Source organism: Streptomyces sp. NPDC051322, assembly GCF_040689485.1.
In the GTDB taxonomy this organism is placed as follows: Bacteria; Actinomycetota; Actinomycetes; order Streptomycetales; family Streptomycetaceae; genus Streptomyces.
Genome location: NZ_JBFBAK010000002.1, coordinates 671,683 through 690,071, shown reverse-complemented (window position 1 = coordinate 690,071; position 18,389 = coordinate 671,683). Strand labels below are relative to the sequence as shown.

The 18,389-nt window shown below is 69.5% G+C and carries 15 protein-coding genes; 9 read left to right on the top strand and 6 right to left on the bottom strand.

Annotated elements, in window-relative coordinates; translation table 11 throughout:
• Window positions 1-62 precede the first annotated feature (62 nt).
• Entirely contained in the window at window positions 63-707 is a 645-nt protein-coding gene (locus tag AB0436_RS07250; protein ID WP_366466710.1) for a hypothetical protein, read from the top strand.
• Window positions 708-814: 107 nt separating this feature from the next.
• Window positions 815-2,824, top strand: a complete 2,010-nt coding sequence (locus AB0436_RS07245) for an aconitate hydratase (RefSeq protein ID WP_366466709.1) — start codon at window positions 815-817, stop codon at window positions 2,822-2,824.
• A gap of 46 nt (window positions 2,825-2,870) precedes the next feature.
• On the opposite strand, the gene AB0436_RS07240 is transcribed toward AB0436_RS07245, so the two are convergent.
• Window positions 2,871-4,100: an aromatic acid exporter family protein gene (locus AB0436_RS07240; protein ID WP_366466708.1), complete on the bottom strand. Its 1,230-nt coding sequence runs from the start codon at window positions 4,098-4,100 to the stop codon at window positions 2,871-2,873.
• 89 nt (window positions 4,101-4,189) lie between these two features.
• On the bottom strand, window positions 4,190-4,747 hold the full coding sequence (locus AB0436_RS07235) for a type 1 glutamine amidotransferase domain-containing protein (RefSeq protein WP_366466707.1): 558 nt from the start codon (window positions 4,745-4,747) through the stop codon (window positions 4,190-4,192).
• A 351-nt stretch (window positions 4,748-5,098) separates the two neighbouring features.
• On the opposite strand from AB0436_RS07235, the gene AB0436_RS07230 reads away from it, so the two are divergent.
• From AB0436_RS07230 to AB0436_RS07210, 5 genes are read left to right on the top strand one after another with little or no spacing between them, the layout of a single operon-like run.
• Window positions 5,099-6,328, top strand: a complete 1,230-nt coding sequence (locus AB0436_RS07230) for a substrate-binding domain-containing protein (RefSeq protein WP_366466706.1) — start codon at window positions 5,099-5,101, stop codon at window positions 6,326-6,328.
• A 27-nt stretch (window positions 6,329-6,355) separates the two neighbouring features.
• Window positions 6,356-7,132, top strand: coding sequence for an ABC transporter ATP-binding protein (locus AB0436_RS07225; RefSeq protein ID WP_366466705.1), 777 nt, complete (start codon window positions 6,356-6,358; stop codon window positions 7,130-7,132).
• A complete protein-coding gene (locus AB0436_RS07220) occupies window positions 7,129-7,887 on the top strand; it encodes an ABC transporter ATP-binding protein (RefSeq protein WP_366466704.1) in 759 nt (252 codons plus the stop codon). Before AB0436_RS07225 ends, AB0436_RS07220 begins: the two co-directional genes overlap by 4 nt.
• Window positions 7,887-8,774, top strand: coding sequence for a branched-chain amino acid ABC transporter permease (locus AB0436_RS07215; RefSeq protein WP_366466703.1), 888 nt, complete (start codon window positions 7,887-7,889; stop codon window positions 8,772-8,774). The genes AB0436_RS07220 and AB0436_RS07215 overlap by 1 nt, the downstream gene beginning before the upstream one ends.
• A gap of 50 nt (window positions 8,775-8,824) precedes the next feature.
• The gene (locus tag AB0436_RS07210) at window positions 8,825-9,886 is read left to right on the top strand and encodes a branched-chain amino acid ABC transporter permease (RefSeq protein ID WP_366466901.1); all 1,062 of its coding nucleotides are present in this window, start codon (window positions 8,825-8,827) and stop codon (window positions 9,884-9,886) included.
• A gap of 7 nt (window positions 9,887-9,893) precedes the next feature.
• On the opposite strand, the gene AB0436_RS07205 is transcribed toward AB0436_RS07210, so the two are convergent.
• The 3 genes from AB0436_RS07205 to AB0436_RS07195 form a co-directional block, all read right to left on the bottom strand.
• Entirely contained in the window at window positions 9,894-11,840 is a 1,947-nt protein-coding gene (locus AB0436_RS07205; RefSeq protein WP_366466702.1) for a GAF domain-containing protein, read from the bottom strand.
• Window positions 11,841-11,938: 98 nt separating this feature from the next.
• A complete protein-coding gene (locus tag AB0436_RS07200; protein ID WP_366466701.1) occupies window positions 11,939-13,372 on the bottom strand; it encodes an MFS transporter in 1,434 nt (477 codons plus the stop codon).
• Between the two features lie 87 nt (window positions 13,373-13,459).
• Complete coding sequence (locus AB0436_RS07195) at window positions 13,460-14,281, bottom strand: 3-hydroxybutyrate dehydrogenase (RefSeq protein WP_366466700.1); 822 nt, start codon at window positions 14,279-14,281, stop codon at window positions 13,460-13,462.
• 416 nt (window positions 14,282-14,697) lie between these two features.
• On the opposite strand from AB0436_RS07195, the gene AB0436_RS07190 reads away from it, so the two are divergent.
• A complete protein-coding gene (locus tag AB0436_RS07190; RefSeq protein WP_366466900.1) occupies window positions 14,698-16,110 on the top strand; it encodes a PHB depolymerase family esterase in 1,413 nt (470 codons plus the stop codon).
• Window positions 16,111-16,129: 19 nt separating this feature from the next.
• Here AB0436_RS07190 and AB0436_RS07185 read toward each other — a convergent pair whose 3' ends face one another.
• The gene (locus AB0436_RS07185) at window positions 16,130-16,948 is read right to left on the bottom strand and encodes an endo alpha-1,4 polygalactosaminidase (RefSeq protein ID WP_366466899.1); all 819 of its coding nucleotides are present in this window, start codon (window positions 16,946-16,948) and stop codon (window positions 16,130-16,132) included.
• A gap of 213 nt (window positions 16,949-17,161) precedes the next feature.
• Between AB0436_RS07185 and AB0436_RS07180 the strand changes: the two genes are divergently transcribed.
• On the top strand, window positions 17,162-18,388 hold the full coding sequence (locus tag AB0436_RS07180) for a hypothetical protein (protein WP_366466699.1): 1,227 nt from the start codon (window positions 17,162-17,164) through the stop codon (window positions 18,386-18,388).
• Window position 18,389 lies beyond the last annotated feature (1 nt).

Genomic DNA, 18,389 nt, shown 5'->3' with positions numbered 1-18,389 from the left:
AGCCACCCTGATCGGCCAAAACCTACCCGGCATCGAATCCGACCGACGAAAGGTGAGCTGACATGTCAGCCAACTCCCCCGACAACACACTCAAGTCTCAGTACCACGCGCAAGTGACCGCGGACCTGGAGTCCAACGTCAAGGAGCAGGAGCGCATCGCCACGGAAGTGGCAGCCCTCAAGGAGCAGTTGACGGCACTGGAGCGGGACCACGAACTGCTGACCAGCATGCAGCAGGCGCTCGCGACGGCCGAGGCACACGCGGGCATCCCGGCGACCGAGGCAGGCGGTCGCACCGCCAAGGCCGCCTCGGCGACAGCTGCCGTGCCCCGCCCGCGTGCCTCCCGGAAGTCGGGACGGACGCCCGCCGCGGCCAAGGCGTCGGAGAAGGCTGCGGCTGCCGGCCGTACCAAGAAGGCATCGCGCAACGGTGCTCCCACCCTGCGCGACCTCGTCAGCGTCCAGCTGTCCCAGCAGAAGGAACCGCGTTCCGCGGCCGAGGTCACCGCTGCCCTGACAAAGGCCCACCCGCAGCGCAACGTCGGTGCGACCGTGGTGCGCAACACCCTGGAATCCCTGGTCGCCAAGGGAGAGGCGGTTCGCTCCAAGCAGCAGAACTCCGTCTTCTACTCCGCCGCCGGTACGACCAAGCAAGCCACCAAGCAGGCCGCGGAGAACTCCGTGGACCGCACGCCCGCCACTGCCTGACGCACGGGGCCCCGGGGTCCCGTGCCGGCCGGTGACGTCAATGACGCTGATCCGGGTACCCGGCGTGGCACATGCAACGCAGGGCACACCACCTCCGGAGGTGCGGTATGAAGACAACCGGACGGACAGAGCACGGGACCCTGGCCCATCGCCTCATCGCGGATCACCTGGTGGAGGGCCGGATGGACCCCGGCAGCGAGATCGGTTTGCGGATCGACCAGACGCTCACCCAGGACGCCACCGGCACCCTGGTGATGCAGGAACTCGAAGCGATCGGTCTCGACCGGGTGCGCACCGAGGTGAGCGTGCAGTACGTGGACCACAACATCTTGCAGGCGGATGAACGGAACGCGGAGGACCACGCCTTTCTGCGCTCCGCCGCCCGGCGGTTCGGCGTCTGGTACTCGAAGCCGGGCAACGGCGTCTCGCATCCCGTGCACATGCAGCACTTCGGCGTCCCCGGACACACCCTGGCGGGGTCCGATTCGCATACGTGTGCTGCCGGGGCGCTGGGCATGTTCGCGGTGGGTACCGGAGGGCTGGAAGTGGCGCTCGCGATGGCCGGACGACCACTGCGCATCACCATGCCGGAGATCTGGGGTGTGCGGCTGACCGGCGCCCTCGCGCCGTGGGTCAGTGCGAAGGACGTCGTGCTGGAGATGCTGCGCCGTCATGGGGTGAAGGGCGCGGTCAACCGGGTCATCGAGTACTACGGGCCCGGCCTGGAATCCTTGACGGCGATGGACCGGCATGTGATCGCCAACATGGGCGCCGAGCTCGGTGCCACCACGACGGTCTTCCCCTCCGACGACGCGGTGCGGGCCTTCCTCAGCAGTGAGGGACGCGAGGCCGACTTCACACCACTGCGGGCCGCTGAGGACGCGCACTACGACATCGACGAGGAGATCGACCTCTCCGCTCTCGTACCGCTGATCGCACGGCCCACCTCACCCGGCAACGTGGTGCCGGTGCGGGACGTCGCGGGCCGGCGAGCCGACCAGGCGGTGATCGGCTCGTCGGCCAATCCCGGCCTGCGGGACTTCGCCATGGCCGCCGCGATGGTCCGGGGACGCCAGACCGCGCCCGGCGTGAGCTTCGACATCAATCCGACCTCCCGGGAGACGCTCCAGGACCTCACCAAGTCGGGTGCGGTTCTCGATCTGATCACCGCAGGGGGACGCATCCACCAGGCCGGCTGTCTCGGCTGCATCGGCATGGGTCAGGCCCCGGCCGTCGGCCGCAACTCACTGCGCACCTTCCCCCGGAACTTCCCCGGCCGGTCCGGGACAGAGGACGACTCCGTGTGGCTGTGCTCGCCCGAGACGGCTACGGCGTCCGCGCTGACCGGTGTCATCACCGATCCACGCGACTGGGCGGCCGAGACCGGGGCGGAGTACCCGTCGGTGGGGGCGCTGCGACAGGAACCGGTGAACACCGCCATGCTGGAGGCTCCGCTGCCCCCGGAGGAGGCGTCGCGTATCGAGTTGGAGCGGGGTCCTGGCATCTCCGGTCTGCCGGACCTGGACCCGCTGCCGGACACCCTGCAGGGGCCGGTACTGCTGAAGGTGGGCGATGACGTGTCCACCGACGAGATCTCCCCGGCCGGCGCTCGAGCTCTCCCCTACCGATCCAACATTCCGCGCCTTGCGGAATTCACCTTCACCCGGATCGACCCGGATTACCCGCGCCGCGCGGCCGAGCACCGGAAGAACGGCGAGCATCTGATCGTCGGCGGGGACAACTACGGTCAGGGATCGTCACGCGAGCATGCGGCGCTCACCCCACGCTATCTGGGGCTGCGCGCGGTGATCGCCAAGTCCTTCGCCCGCATCCACTGGCAGAACCTCGCCAACTTCGGCGTTCTCGCGCTGGAATTCGATGATGCGGCGGACTACGACCGCATCCAGCCCGGCGACGAACTACGCCTGGAAGGGCTGCACACAGCACTCACCGCCGACGCCGCACCGACGCTGGTGGTACGCAATGCGACCCGGGACGAGGAGTACCCGGTGCACCATCACCTGCCGCCGAACCGCCGCCGGTCGGTGCTCATCGGCGGCATCATCCCGGCCCTGGCCGCAGAGGAGTCGGGAGAGGCCGGCGAAACGGCCGACTGAGACCGGGGCCGGTCCCGGGGCGGCCGGGTCGGCCCGTGCTGGACACTCACAGTTCGGCCCGTGACCGCAGTGCTTCCGTGGTGCCGCGTAGCCGGCGGGCCGCCCCGGCGAGGATCGGATGGCGCTCGCCGAGGGCAGCGGATCGGCTGTTGAGCTCCTCGGTGAGACGCTCGGTGCGCTTGTCCACGTCGAGTTCGTCCAGGATGCGCTCGACCTCGGTCAGCATGGCGCCGTGCAACTGCCACTGCCGGGGGTGCTTCTGCATGCTCTCCAGAAGCAGGTCCGCGACCCGGTCCCGAGTGGCCCGGCCGTGGGCCAGCGACTCCGTCAGACGGGTCTCCGCTTCCTCCGCGCCGGCCGCGACGGGGGTGGTGATCAGCAGGGCGAAGCTCTCGATGGCGTCGGCCAACGCCACCAGGAGCACTTTGATCTCCACGGCGACTTCCGTGGCGAACAACGGCTCGCCGGTGCGTGCCTTGGACAGATCGGTCATCGTCCGGGTGATGACCCGGAGGACCACCGCACAGATCTCCAGCGTGTCCAGGCCGGTCCGCAGCACGACACGCGACAGCAGGCCCTGACGCACCCGCGGGTTGAGACGAAGGCTCTCCTCGGCCTGGCGCAGTGAGGCATCGACATCGGCGATGTCGTGGTCGAGCCGACGAGCCTCGTGCAGCCGGGCGGCGGCGTGCGCCACGGGCGTGTGGCTGCCGACGTCTTCCGCCATCTCCCGGAACATCCGGCCCATGGCACGGGCCATGCCCTCGATCGACGCCCCGGCGGGTTGGACCCACACCGGGGGCGCGAAGAGCAGATTGAACATCAGCCCCACACCCGCGCCGATCAGCGTCTCCAGGATCCGGTCCCACGCCGTGGCGGCCAGCTGGGAGACGCCGAGGACCAGCATGGCGCTGATCGCCACCTCGGGTACGAACTCGTCCACCCGCACGAAGCGCCCCACGATCAGCGCGGTGAAGATCGTCAGGCCGAGGCTCCACCAGGTCAGACCCACCAGGGCGCTGAAGCCGATGGCGATGAGCACTCCGACGACGACGGCGTTCACTCTCCGCATGCCCGTGGTGATGGTGGCATAGAGAGTCACCTGGACGACCAGCAGTGCGGTCAGCGGCGCGGTGAGCGGCGCAGGCTGCGGCAGGGTCAGCACGGCGATGACGAAGGAGATGACAGCGGCCGCTGTGGACCGCAGCGTCTGCACGGCGACCGGTTCGGCGGTCCGCCGCACGAGCTTGACCACAGGCGCGGGTACATCCGGCATCCGCCTACCTCTTCCCGGGCGGGCAACTCCGCACCCCTGCCGCGGAGCTGGAAAATCCGGTCAAGCGCCCGACCTCGTCGGACGGGTACTCACTGCAGCGCTTTCCGGATCTCGCCGACGAAGTCCGGCAGGTCGCCGGGGTTGCGCGAGGTGATGAGCACCCACCCGCCGGACGGGTCGGTGACCACCGACTTGTCCACCCAGTTACCGCCCGCATTACGCACGTCCGTGCTGAGCGACGCGTACGAAGTGAGGGTCTTGTCCGCCACCAGAGCGGCCTCGACCAGCATCCAGGCGCCGTGGCAGATCGCCGCCACCGGGCGCCGGGTGCCGGCGAACGTCTTGACGAGGCCGACGGCTGTGTCGTTCAGGCGCAGCGAATCGGCGTTGAGCGTGCCGCCCGGGACAAGGAGCAGGTCGTAGGCGTCCGGGTCCACAGCGGCCAGGTTCAGGGTCGGCTGGACGGTCTCCCCCGGGTCCTTGTCACCCACGAGTGTCTTGATGGGCTCCGACGCCACCGCTGCGACATCGACGGTCGCGCCGTCCTCGCGCAGGTGGTGCACCGGCACGACGAGTTCGTCCTGTTCGACCCCGTAGTTGGTCACGATCGCGAGGATCCTGCGCCCGGCCAGGTCGTTGCTTCCCACTTTGCGTCCTCCGTCGTCGGTAGCGGGCGGCCTCTGCGGCGGTGGTCAGCCATCACCATGTCGGCGGCCAGGAACAACGCCTCCCAGGTAACCACCGATCTTGCCCGTCAGCACGGCGGGTACCCCCGTACGGCCCCGTGCAGTCCTTCCTGAACCCGGAGGCCGCGAGCGGCCTGCTCGCGCCGCGGTCCTACCGCGGCGGGCTGCTCCCATCCGCTCGCCATGTGCCGTTCCCACAGGGCTCGTTGGGTAGATGCAGTGGCCGTCACCATGTCCTCCCGCCGGGGCTGCTTCTACCGTTCGGGCCATCACCCACGGCGGACAGCGAATGAATTCCAGGAGTCGCTCACCATGCCTTTCAGTCCCGCAGACCTTGTCAGAAGCAGATGTGCGCGCGCCGTGACGGCATTCACCGCGGGCATCGTGCTGGCCGGATGCAGCGCCGCCGGTACCGCCGGTTCCAGTACCTCGGACAGCGCGGGTCCCGCCACGGTCGAGGTCGGTCTGGTCTACTCCCGCAGCGGGCCGCTCGCCGCGTACGGCAAGCAGTACAAGGAGGGCTTCACAGCGGGGCTGGACTACGCCACACACCACACCGGCAAAGCGGCCGGGCACCGGATCGTGGTCACCGAGCAGGACGACGCCGGTGACCCGTCGAAGGCCGTCGCCGAGGCGAAGACGCTCATCGGCAAGGGCTGCAGGATCCTTGCCGGGAGCACCGACTCCGGCGTGGCACTGCAGCTGGCGCCGCTGGCCGCACAGAACAAGGTGCTCGACATCAGCGGTCCGGCGGCTACCGACGGCGTCACCGGCATCAACACGTACACCTTCCGGTCCGGCCGGCAGTCCTACCAGGACATCCTCACGGCCGGTTCGCTACTCGGCGACGCCAAGGGCAAGAAGGTGACGGTGCTGGCCCAGGATTCGGCGTTCGGCCAGGCCAACGTGACGGCGGTCAAGGCGGTGCTCGGCAAACAGGGCGCCCGGGTCGGATCGGTGCTCGCCCCGCCGAGTGCCGGCGATCTCACGCCGTTCGCCCGGCAGGTGAAGTCCGGCGGGCCCGATCTGGTCTTTGTCGCCTGGGCCGGAGCGAGCGCACCCGCGCTGTGGACCGCCCTGGACCAACAGGGCGTGCTGGATTCCAGCAAGGTGGTGACCGGTCTTGCGGGTACCGCGTCGTACCCGGTCTTCGGCGCGGCCGGATCGAAGGTATCCTTCCTCGCCCACTACTTCCCGGGTGCCGGCAAGAACGCCGTCGAGAAGGCCATGCTCGACGGCATCACGAAGGCGGGCGGCACACCTGATCTGTTCAGCCCGGACGGCTTCACGGCGGCGCAGATGATCGTGCATGCCATCGAGTCCGGCAGTGCGACCGACACCTCGGCGATGGCCGCGGCGCTGGAGGGCTGGAGTTTCGACGGCCCCAAGGGCCGGGAGCAGATCCGGGCCGCCGATCACGCACTGCTGCAGCCGATGTTCACCGCGGAGCTGACCGGGAGCGGCGCGTCGATCAGGCCCCGGCTGCTGACGACCGTACCGGTGTCGGCGGCCGCTCCCCCGGCGAAGCCGCTGGCGGGCTGACCGGTGACCTCCGGCAGCAGAGCGCCGGTGGGCGCCACCGAAGCGGCGGACGGTTCCGCCGGTGTCCCGGTACTGCGGCTCAGCGGACTGGGCTGGTCCGTCGGCGGCGCGGTCATCATCGAGGACGTCTCGCTCGATGTCCGCGATGGCGAGTTCGTCGCCTTCATAGGCCCCAACGGTGCCGGGAAGACCTCCCTGTTCAATCTGATCAGCGGACTCACCCCGGCCTCCCGCGGCACGATCGAGCTCGACGGCGTCGATGTGACGAACGGACCGGTGCACGCCCGTGCCCGGGCGGGTCTCGGTCGTACCTTCCAGACGTCGAGCCTGTGGCCCGCCATGACAGTGGCCGATCATGTGCGGCTCGCCGCCCAGGCGGCGACCGGCGGATCGCTGCGGATCTGGCGTCGTGCCGCCGGCTTCCCGGACCGGGTCCGGCAGACACTCGATCGGACCGGGTTGGCCCACCGGGCCCACACTCCTGCCGGCGCACTGTCGCACGGTGAGAAACGGAAGCTGGAATTGGCGGTACTGCTCGTCGGCGAGCCACGGCTGATGCTGCTGGACGAACCGATGGCCGGGGTCAGCGCGGAGGAGGTGCCGGCGTTGACACGCCTGATCAGCTCGCTGCATCAGGACGAGGGCCGCACCGTACTGATGGTCGAACACCACATGGATGTGCTCCTGGGGCTGGCCGACCGGCTGGCTGTCATGCATCACGGGACGCTGCTGGCCGCGAACACGCCGCAGGCCGTGATGAAAGATCCCCTCGTCCAAGAGGCCTATCTCGGGGAGTCGTTGTGACCTCGTCCGGCACCGCCCGGCTCAGCGTTCGTGGCCTGCGGGTCGTCGTGGGCGGCCGGCACATCCTGCACGGCGTCGACCTCGATGTCGCGGCGAGCGGGGTCACCGCGCTGCTCGGTCGCAACGGGGCGGGCAAGACGACCACGGTGCGCGCGGTCGTCGGTCTCGTCCCGCGGAGCGGCAGCGTGCTGCTCGACGGCAGGGAGACCGTACGGCTGGCCACCCATGCGCTGGTCCGTCGCGGAGTCGGGTACGCGCCGGAGGACCGCGGGGTGTTCGCGGCACTGACCGTCGCCGAGAATCTCCGGCTCGCCGAGCGCCGGGACACCGGGGAACCCGCGTATGCACTGGTGTACGAGCTCTTCCCGGAGCTGCGGCAGCGTGCGCGCCAGGCCGCGGGCACCCTGTCGGGGGGTCAGCAGCAGATGGTGGCGATCGCCCGCACCCTGCTGAACGCCAACCGGCTGATCATCGCCGACGAGCCGACCAAGGGCCTGGCGCCCAAGGTCGTCACCGAGGTCGCACAGGTACTGGAGCGAGCCGCCGAGGCGGTGCCGATCCTCCTGGTGGAGCAGAACCTCGCGGTGGTCCGCCGCCTCGCGACGCACTGCGCCGTGCTCGCCGACGGCCGCACGGCGCACCGGGGACCGGTCGCCGCCTTGCTGTCGGACGCCGGCGCGACCCGCCGACTGCTGGGTGTCGGGGACGACTCCGCGCACGGCCCGGCGACCGCGACCACGGAGGCGAGCCGCTGATGTCCACTGCCGTCCTGCTCGTCTTCACCGGCCTGGGGCTGGGCGCCCTGTACTTCCTGGTCGCCTCCGGTCTGTCACTGATCTTCGGACTGATGGACGTGCTCAATTTCGCTCACGGTGCGCTGCTTTCGGTGGGTGCGTACGCCACCTGGTGGGCGTCGTCCGGCCGACTCCCGGGCGCCGGGCCCGGTGGTGCCGGTTTCCTCCTCGCGGTGGTCTTCGGCACTGCCGTCGGCACCGCCGCGGCCGTACTGCTCGAACTCGCGGTGATACGCCCGCTCTACACCCGGCCGCGCGACCAGGTCCTCGCCACTGTCGGAGTGGGTCTGGCCGTCCCCGCCCTGCTCTCGGCGATCTGGGGGGCGGACGCCCGCCCGTTCCCCGGCCCGCGCGCCCTGGCCGGTACCTTCGCCCTGGGCGGCGCCCGTATACCGGTCAATCGTCCGGTGCTGATCGCGGCCGCCGTGCTGGTGCTGGTGGCGCTGAAGGTTTTCCTGGCCCGCACCCGTCACGGCCTCGTGGTGCGGGCCGGCGTCGAGGACCGGGCCATGGTGACAGCGCTGGGTATCGACGTCCGCAAGGCCTTCACGCTGGTCTTCGCCATCGGTGGAGCGGCCGCGGCACTGGCCGGCGCCCTCGGCGGCCTCTACTTCGGATCCGTCGATCCGGGACAGGGCACTTCGCTGCTGATCTTCGCCTTCGTGGTGGTCGTGATGGGCGGGATGGGCTCCACGACCGGCTGTGCCCTGGCCTCCGTCGTGGTCGGTCTGGTTCAGCAGTTCGCCAACTACTACACCACCGCAGGGCTCGGCGACCTCTCCGTCGTCGTCCTGCTCGCGGCGCTGCTGCTCACCCGCCCCCGCGGCCTCACCGGGAGACTCGTGTGACTGCCACTCGGACAGCCGATCAACCACATCCGCAGACGAAGCCCGTCCCGGTGCCCGACCGTGGTGAGCGGAGCCGTCACCTCGCTCGCTGGTGGCCTGTCGCGGCCCTGGCCGCGCTGATTGCCGCGCCCTACAGCGCGCTGCCGCTTCCGGGGCTGCTCGACGGTCCCATCGGCAGCGCGGGAAATCTCCAACTGCTGGCACTTTGCCTTGTGTTCGGTGCACTGGCCACCGGATACGATCTTTTGCTCGGCCGTACCGGACTGCTTTCGTTCGGTCATGCTCTGTACTTCGCGGCCGGCTCCTACGCCACCGACACGTTCATGCTCGAAGCCGGGCTGCCCTTCGGGGTCTCGGCTCTGCTCGGCCTGCTCTTCGGAATCGCGCTGGCCGCCCTGCTCGGTTCGGTGAGTCTGCGGGTGAGCGGCATCCGGTTCTCCATGGTCACCCTGGCGTTCGCCCAGGCGGGATCCATCCTCGCCGAACGCAATCCGGGTGGCATCACGGGCGGCGAGGAGGGCCGCGCGGTGCCCGCCGACCGGCTGCCCGCCGCGCTGGTCGGCATCGAGCACACCGTGAACCTCTACTGGATCGCGGTGGCCTACCTGGTGTTCACACTGGCCGCCGTGCACTGGGCGGTCAGCTCGCCGACCGGGCGGGTGTGGGAGGGCATCAAGGAGAACGAGGGCCGGGTTGAGGTGCTCGGACTGCGGCCGTACGGTTTCAAACTGGTGGCCTTCGTGCTGGCCGGGGCGCTGGCCTCGCTCGGCGGCATCGTCCATCTGCTGCTCACCGGCGGTGCCACCCCGCAGACCACCACATCGGACTTCACCTTGTCGCTGCTGGTCATGGTGGTCCTGGGTGGATCGGGTTCGCGCTGGGGGCCGCTCATCGGTGGCGTGCTCTACACCTGGGCCGACCACCGGCTCGGCGACCTGGCCGGCTCGGGCCCGGTCGCGGACCTTCCCGCGGTGCTCCGGGTACCGCTGTCCCAGCCGCTGTTCCTGCTCGGGGCCGTCTTCGTGCTGGTCGTCCAGGTGTTCCCGGGTGGTGTGGTGCGCATACCCGAGCGCGTGCGCACCGCACGCGCCACCCGCCGACATCGCGGGTGACCTGTACCTACTGGCCCTGGGCCAGCAGGTGCAGCCGCAGGGCCAGGCGGAGTTCCAGAGCCCGTTCGGCACTGTTCCAGTCGGCCCCGAGCAGCGCCTGGATCCGGTCGAGCCGCTGCACGACCGTGTTGACGTGGACGTGCAGCACGTCTTTGGCGCGGGTGAGGCTGCCGCCGCTGGCGAAGTACGCCTCCAGGGTGCGGACCAGGGCGGTGCCCCGCCGGGCGTCGTACTCGAGGAGGGATCCGAGGGTGGCGTTGACGAAGCCGGACACGTCACGGGAGTCGCCCAGCAGAACGCCGACGAAGCCGAGCTCCAGGACGCCGGCGCCGTCCCCCACCCGGCCCAGCGCCTGCAGGGCGCGCAGGCAGCGGGCCGCCTCCGCGTGGGCGGCCGCGATGGCCCGGGGCCCGGCGGCGGGGCCGGTGGCTCCCACGGTCACCGGAGCCCCGACGAGATGGGCGAGCTGAGCAGCCGCCGCCCTGGCCGCCTCTCCGGGCGGCCGGTCATCCCGGACGAGCAGCACCGCGGCTCCGGAGTGCTCGGCGCTGATGCTCTCGCTGCCGAACAGATACTGCACGGCCGCACCGGGCAGCTTCTCCTGCGCGCAGCCGACGGCTTCCGCGACCAGCAGCAGGTGCGGCTGCTCCAGGTCGATGCCGAGCCGGCGCCCGCGCCCGACCAGCGCGCCCGGGTCACGATCGGGCGCGGCCAGCAGGTCGGCGATGAGCTCGCCGCGGACCCGGTTCTCCGTCTCGGCCACCGAGTGGCGCAGCAGCAGAAGCAGAGCGGTGATGACACCGGCGCGCTCGAACAGCCGCCGGTCCGGGTCGTCGAGGTGCGGACGGTCGTGCAGCGTCAGGCTGCCGAGCAGCCTGGGGCCCGCGAGGACCGCACAGGTCCAGGTCGCGTCCCGGTGGACGGCGCGGCCCGCGGAGAGCGATGCCTGGGTGGCGTCGGACGCCCGCGCCGCGTCGGTCGCGGTCTCCGTGAAGGCACTGCCGTCGGGTCGGACCGCTGCGAGGTTGCGGCCCTCACTGTCGTGGATGGTCAGGGCGCCGTCCAGCAGCTTCGCCACCGCGGTGGCGACTTCCGTGAGGTCGCCTCCGCGCAGCACGAGGTCGGTGAGCCGGTCATGGGCTTCCTCGGCGCGCTGCATGGCCTCGGAGTGTTCGCGGATGACGGCATTGGCGTCGGCCAGCTCGGCGAGCGCAGCGCGGGAATCCGCGATGGCGCCGGCCGTGTCGATCGCGATGGCGGCGTGCGCGGCGAGGGAGCACAGCAGGGCGACCTCGTCGGGGGTGAAGGGGCGTGGTGACCGGTCCGCGGCGAAGAGCGCCCCGATGACCTTGCCGCCCCGGTTCCCGCGGGAACCGAGCAGCAACGGCACCCCGAGGATCCCGACGAGCCCCTCGTCGACCACGCCGGCGTCGATATTGCCGGTGTGGTGGAAGCGCTGGTCGGTGCGGTAGTCCGGGGTGGCGTACGGGCGTGCGGTCTGTGCCACCAGTCCGCCGAGGCCCTCGCCGAGCTCCAGGCGCAGGTTCTGGAAGAGCGGCGACACCGAGCCGTCGGTCACCCGCATGTAGGTGTCCCCGGCTTCCTCGTCGGGGAGGGTCAGGTAGGCCGTGTCCGTGCCGAGCAGCAGTCTGGCCCGGCGGACGATCGACTTGAGTACGGCGTCCAGGTCCCGTAGAGCCGCGAGATCGCTGGCCGTGTCGAACAGCGCGCTGAGCTCCATCTCGCGCCGCCGGTGCTGGCGCAGGGCGCGTCGGATGCGCAGGGCCGTCGCGGTGGCCCTCTCGATCTCCGAGAGTTCCTGCGGACTCGCGCCGCCGGTGCGGGCAGCCGTGGCGACCGCACCGAACTCCTCGGCGGGTGCGTCGTCGGCGAGCAGCTCCAGGAGGCGGTGCACGGGCCCGCACGGGGCGGCGTGCCCATTCTGCTCGGACATCGGGGTCCGTTCGGACATGTGTTCAGGCATGAGGGGAACCATCGTGCCGCAGGGACGTGGAAATGGGGAGTGGCTGCCGCCCCTCCCCGACGCGGACCTCAGGCGGACGTGGCTTCCGGGCTCTCCGACGTCACCGGCCTCGCCGAACTGTCCCGGGCCGCGGTGACCGAGGTGCCGGTGACCCGGGCGAGGTCGCGGCCGCGCGTCTCCCGCGCGGCGATCAGAGCGATCACCGTGATGACGGCGGCCAGGCCGACGTAGACGGAGATCGGCGCGGAGTTCCCGTAGGACCGGAGCAGCGCCACCGCGATGAGCGGCGCCGGCGCCCCGGCCGCGACGGACGCGAACTGGGCTCCGATGGAGGCACCGGAGTACCGCATGCGGGTGGCGAAGAGTTCGGAGAAGAACGCCGCCTGCGGGGCGTACATGGCGCTGTGGAAGATCAGACCGACGGTGATGGCCAGCACCAGGGCCGGAAACGACTTGGTGTCCAGCAGTCCGAAGAACGCCCACGACCAGGCTCCCACGCCCACCGCGCCGACCAGATACACCGGCTTGCGGCCGATCCGGTCCGACAGTGCTCCGAACAGCGGTATCAGGCAGAACTGCACGGCGGAGCCGATGAGGACCGCATTCAGCGCCGTCTGCTTCTCGATCTCGAGGTGTTCCACGCAGTAGGTGAGCACGAAGGTCGTGATCACGTAGTACGAGATGTTCTCCGCCATCCGGGCGCCCATGGCGACCAGCACATCCCGCCAGTGGTGGCGCAGCACGGCCAGCACCGGTGGCTGCTCAGCGGCTCCCTCCTCGGCCTTGCGCTTTTCGGCCTTGGCCAGCGCCGCCTTGAACACCGGGGACTCATCGACGGACAGGCGGACCCACAGGCCGACGCCGACCAGGACGGCGGAGAGCAGGAACGGGATACGCCAGCCCCAGGCCACGAATGCCGCGTCACTCTGAAAGGTCGTCATCAGCGACAGCACACCGACGGCTATCAGATTGCCCGCGGGCGCGCCGCCCTGTGGCCAGGACGCCCAGAAGCCGCGACGCTTCGCGTCTCCGTGTTCGGAGACCAGCAGCACGGCGCCGCCCCACTCCCCGCCGAGCGCGAAGCCCTGGACGAGGCGCAGCACGGTGAGCAGTACGGGGGCGGCGACGCCGATCGTCCGGTAACCAGGGACGCAGCCGATGAGCATGGTGGCGCCGCCCATCATCAGCAGGCTGATGACCAGGAGTTTCTTGCGGCCGATCCGGTCACCGAAGTGGCCGAAGACCATGGCTCCCAGTGGCCGGGCCGCGAAGCCGATGGCGTAGGTGAGGAACGAGAGCAGTGTGCCGGTGAGCGGGTCGGACTCGGGGAAGAAGACGTGCCCGAAGACAAGCGCCGCGGCCGAGCCGTAGAGAAAGTAGTCGTACCACTCGACGGTCGTACCGACGAGGCTCGCCGCCACGACTCGGCGCAGTGCGGCCGGTTCAGTGGGTTTGCCGGGTTCGGTGGGTTCGTGGGGAGAGTGCACGGCGGCGCTGGCCATGAGGACACCATTCTGGAGGGGTGGGGACGTGGGTGGTTGTCGTCGTACGAGGTCGTGTTCATGGGGCCCGCCGGCGGACCCAGCCGTTCAGCCGGCCGTCCAGCCGCCGTCCAGGGGCAGTGACGTACCGGTGAGATAGCCGGTATGCGGGGAGCACAGCCACAGGGCGGCCTGCGCGACCTCTGCCGGTTCGATCAGCCGTTTCAGCGCGCTGCGTTCGAGCATCACCTTCTCGATGACCTCATCCGGCGGGACACCGTGGGCACGGGCCTGGGTGGCGATCTGCTGCTCGACCAGAGGGGTGCGCACGTAGCCGGGGTTCACACAGTTGCTGGTCACCCCATGCGGGGCACCTTCCAGCGCGGCCACCTTGCTGAGCCCCTCAAGGGCGTGTTTGGCGGCCACGTAGGCCGATTTGAAGGCGCTGGCACGCAGTCCGTGGACCGAAGAGATGTTGACGATCCGGCCCCATTGCTGTGCGTACATGTGGGGCAGAGTCCCGCGGATGATGCGGAAAGGCGCCTCCACCATCACCCGCTGGATGAGGGCGAACCGCTCAGGTGGGAACTCGTGGAGGGGCGCGATGTGCTGGAGCCCGGCGTTGTTGATCACGATGTCGGCGTCGGAAGGCAAGGTGTCGACACTGTCGAGGTCGGCGAGGTCGACGACATAGGCGCTGCCACCGATCTCTTCGGCGACGCTCTTGGCCGCCTCTCCGGCCCGGTCCACCACGTACACGGTGGCGCCGGCTGCCGCGAAAACGCGTGCACAGGCCCGCCCGATGCCACTGGCCGCACCGGTGACCAAGGCCCTCCTGCCTTCCAGGAAGCGGGATCCTGCGGCCGGGACGGCGGCCACGGGATCGGCGACCCGGCCGGAACCGCTGCCGGATTTCTGGGTACTTTCCATGGCCGACACGCTAGGAACGATGGGAGGCCGGGCACACGTGGCCGACAGCCACAGTGACCGGGCGCGAGGTGGTGTTCCGCGCCATGTCGCCGACGTCTCCGCGGCGCTTGTCCCGCGACCACGCGGTGGTCCCGGTACCGGGTCTCACCTCGTTAGGGCATGGGCCGGGCTCTCACCATGGCCGGGGGCGACACGGAGACCGACGGGGCCGTATCGGGCCGTCCTATAGGCAGTGTGCGCCGAACGGTCGTACGTTCCGGCGTCAGTGGCTTCCGTGGCCGGGCCGGGCGTACCGCAGCGCCCGTTCCGGTGACGCGACGTCGCCTGCCGACGCTCCCCACCAACAGGAGTCCGCCATGCGCTCGTTCCGCCCGCGCGACGTCGTCCGACGTCTCACCCTCACCACCGTCCTCAGTATGGTTGTCGCCTGCCTGGGCACGATGGCCGGCGCGCCCCCGGCTGCCGCAGCCGCCGGTACCTTCCAGCAGGTCACCGGCTTCGGTTCGAACCCGGGTCATCTCACGATGTACACCTACACTCCGGCAGATCTGCCGGCCGGCGCGCCGCTGGTGGTCGCCCTGCACGGCTGCACGCAGTCTGCGGAGGACTACTACACACACTCGGGATGGCAGAAATACGCCGACCTGTGGGGCTTCGAAGTGGTCTTCCCGCAGACCGACTCGTCCAACAACGCGCTGTCGTGCTTCAGCTGGTTCGACACCGCCAAGGACACCCGCGACCAGGGCGAAGCCGCTTCCGTCCGGCAGATGGTGAACGAGGCCGAAACCCAGCACGGCTCCGACAGTCACCGGATATTCGTCACCGGGCTGTCCGCCGGCGGCGGTATGACCGCCGATCTGCTCGCCGACTATCCGGACGTCTTCGCCGGCGGCGCGGTGGATTCGGGGCTGCCCGCGCAGTGCGCCACCACGTCGGCGGCGGCCTCCGGCTGTCAGTACAGCGACCAGAAGCTTTCGCCCGCGCAGTGGGGCGACAAGGTACGCGGTTCCCATCCCGGTTACCCGGGCCCGTGGCCCCGCGTCGCCATCTGGCAGGGATCGTCCGACACCACGGTGAATCCGGTGAACGGCAGCGAACTCCGCGATCAGTGGACGGATGTCTGGGGCATCGGCCAGACCGCGTCCAGTACTCGGAGTCTGCCCGGAGGGACGACCCTGAGCAGTTACGACGACGGCACGGGGAAACCGGCTGTCGAGCTCTACTCGATCGCCGGAATGGCTCACGGGCTCGCGGTCCAGCCCGGGTCGGGCACGGACCAGTGCGGCACGACCGGCACCTACTACCTCAGCTCCATCTGCTCGAGTTACTACACCGCCCTGTTCTGGGGACTCGACGGGTCAGCCGACGGCGGTGGTACGGGTTCGCTGCCCGCCCCCACCGGTGTGCAGGTCGGCGCAACCACCGGGACGACGGTGTCCCTGGCCTGGAACGCGGTGGACGGCGCGGCGTCGTACACCGTTTACCGTGATGGCACGGCGGCCGGATCGGTCACCGGGACAGCGTTCACCGACACCGGGCTGAGCGGCGGAGCCAGTTACCGCTACACCGTCGCCGCAGTCGACGCCGGGGGCGCCGTCGGCGCGTCGTCGACCGCGGTCACGGCGACGACGACCGGTAGCGAGCCGCAGTGCTTCACGGACACCAACTACGACCACGTGGCGGCCGGCCGGGCGCACCGGAGCGGAGGCTACACCTATGCCAACGGATCCAACCAGAACATGGGTCTCTACAACGTCTTCGTCCGGCACACCCTCGCGCGGACTGCCCCGGGCTACTACCTGATCGCCGACTCCGGCTGCCCCTCCTGACCGCCCGGTCGTCCGGGCTTCAGCAGCCCCGGTGGACGTAACCGTCCTGGCCGGCCGGGACGACATCACGGTCCCGCAAGGTGATCGACAGCTGACTGCCCCAGGAGCGGCAGGCCGTGTCGAAGTCCTTCCGCCGGTACTCCACGTCGAAGACCCGGCCGTCGTACGCCCCGGCGAAGTCGGCGCACTCGTGATAGCTGCCGCATTCCTCCACGACGGCGAAATCGAACCCGGCTCGGGCATGTCTGCCGAGGAGGTCAGCGGTGTTCTTCTGCGCGATCGCCAGACCTTTCCGGTGCGCCCGATGTGCCAGGAGTTTCGTGAAGGCCAGCGCGTCGTCCGGCGTGAGAAGACCGTGTGACCGCTCGTAGGAATCCAGATTGTCGGGTTCCACGGCATCAAAACCCGCTGCGGCGCAGCCATCGATCCAGCCACCCACAATGTCTGCGAGGTCCCTGCGCTTCGCACCGGTGGAGATGTCGAGCAGCGGTTCGTCCCAGTCCGTATCGGTGACCGGCTTTCCGGCGTCGTCGCGCAGCAGCAGCCGCGGATGGTTCCGCTTCCACCAGTCCACCGCTTCCCCGGGCTGAGACTGAAAGGCGTTCACGTAGCAGATGTTGTACAGGCCCGGCACCGGCGGCGCGCTGCGGTCGCGGGAGACGGCCCGGGTCCCGGCAGGAGGCGTATAGGCGCCGCCCAATTGATAGTCGAAAGCGGCGTCGGCGTGGGGCCGGCGAACGACCTTCCCCGTCGCAGCCGTTGACCCCTGACCGGCATCTCCCGCACCGGAATCTCCGGGACTGATGGGACCTGCGGAGCACCCGGCGAGAGCGAACACCAGAAGGACGCCGGCGGACCGACGGATCACGGAGAGCAAAGAGGGCAGCTTTCGTCGGTCCGGTAACCAGCCGTTACGCCGCGCGAGTGCTCCCTCGCACCGTTCAGCGCGGCGTGTCCGGAGCGATCCAACGGAGCCAGTATGACTTTCAGGTAATCACATTAATAGAACCCGAGAAAAACGCCCGCGTGGAAGGGGCGTGAAGGGAGCGGCATGTCAGAAGCCAGCCGACGAAGCGTTCTGAGTGCGGGGCTCGGAGCCGTCGCCGCCATCGCCCTCGGGGGCTGCGACAGCAGCAAGACCGCGACCCTTCCGGAGAAGAACGGACGTGCGGAGTCCGGCGCCGCCGCCCCCACGAGTTCGGTACGGCTCATCGGTGACGGTTCGACCGCCGACACCGGAAAGCAGCCGCACCAGCCGGACCCTCCGGTCCCCCTCGAACCGGGGCAGACGCCACCGCAGTTCGTCATCTTCTCCTGGGACGGCGCGGGCGAAGTCGGAAACGGCCTCTTCCCGCGCTTTCTCGAACTGGCGAAACAGCACAACGCGGCCATGACGTTCTTCCTTTCCGGGCTCTATCTGGTGCCGGAATCGAAGAAGAACCTCTACCGCCCCCCCAACAACCCGGTCGGTGCTTCGGACATCGGCTACCTCACCGATGAGCACATCAAGCTCACCCTCAAGTACACCCGCCAGGCATGGCTGGAAGGCCACGAGATCGGAACCCACTACAACGGTCACTTCTGCTCCGGGAGCGGGTCGGTCGCGAACTGGACGCCCGCCCAGTGGTCGAGCGAGATCGAGCAGGCCAAGTCATTCGTCAACCACTGGCGTACCAACACCGGCTGGCACGATCTGGAACCGCTGCCCTTCGACTACGAGAAGGAACTCGTCGGCTCCCGTACCCCGTGTCTCCTCGGGCAGGACAACCTGCTCCCCACGGCCTCCCGGCTCGGGTGGCGTTACGACGCCAGTTCCCCCGGTGGCCGACAGACGTGGCCGGTCAAACGAAACGGTCTGTGGGACCTGCCGCTCCAGGGAATTCCCTTTCCCGGCCATTCCTTCGAAGTCCTGTCCATGGACTACAACATCCTCGCCAATCAGTCCAAGAATTCGACGCGTGGTCCCGTCGCCAACTATCCCGGCTGGCGCAAACAAGCCACCGATTCCTACCTCGCCGGTTTCCAGCGCGCGTACACCACCAATCGCGCCCCCCTCTTCATCGGGAACCACTTCGAGGAATGGAACGGCGGGATCTACATGGACGCGGTGGAGAACGTCCTGACCGGCATCTACGACAAGAGCGACGTAAAGCTCGTCTCCTTCAGGCAATTCGTCGACTGGCTCGACGTGCAGGATCCGCAGGTCCTCGCCAAACTCCGCACCCTCAACGTCGGCCAGGCCCCGGCCGGCGGCTGGAACAGCTTCCTCCGGACTTGAG

Bases quoted from the DNA above. Each gene is read 5' to 3' on its own strand.
- AB0436_RS07230 (WP_366466706.1), top strand. From the start codon at position 5,099: ATGCCTTTCAGTCCCGCAGACCTTGTCAGAAGCAGATGTGCGCGCGCC.
- AB0436_RS07195 (WP_366466700.1), bottom strand. From the start codon at position 14,281: ATGGAAAGTACCCAGAAATCCGGCAGCGGTTCCGGCCGGGTCGCCGAT.
- AB0436_RS07190 (WP_366466900.1), top strand. From the start codon at position 14,698: ATGGTTGTCGCCTGCCTGGGCACGATGGCCGGCGCGCCCCCGGCTGCC.
- AB0436_RS07200 (WP_366466701.1), bottom strand. From the start codon at position 13,372: ATGGCCAGCGCCGCCGTGCACTCTCCCCACGAACCCACCGAACCCGGC.
- AB0436_RS07245 (WP_366466709.1), top strand. From the start codon at position 815: ATGAAGACAACCGGACGGACAGAGCACGGGACCCTGGCCCATCGCCTC.
- AB0436_RS07250 (WP_366466710.1), top strand. From the start codon at position 63: ATGTCAGCCAACTCCCCCGACAACACACTCAAGTCTCAGTACCACGCG.
- AB0436_RS07205 (WP_366466702.1), bottom strand. From the start codon at position 11,840: ATGTCCGAGCAGAATGGGCACGCCGCCCCGTGCGGGCCCGTGCACCGC.
- AB0436_RS07215 (WP_366466703.1), top strand. From the start codon at position 7,887: ATGTCCACTGCCGTCCTGCTCGTCTTCACCGGCCTGGGGCTGGGCGCC.
- AB0436_RS07240 (WP_366466708.1), bottom strand. From the start codon at position 4,100: ATGCCGGATGTACCCGCGCCTGTGGTCAAGCTCGTGCGGCGGACCGCC.
- AB0436_RS07180 (WP_366466699.1), top strand. From the start codon at position 17,162: ATGTCAGAAGCCAGCCGACGAAGCGTTCTGAGTGCGGGGCTCGGAGCC.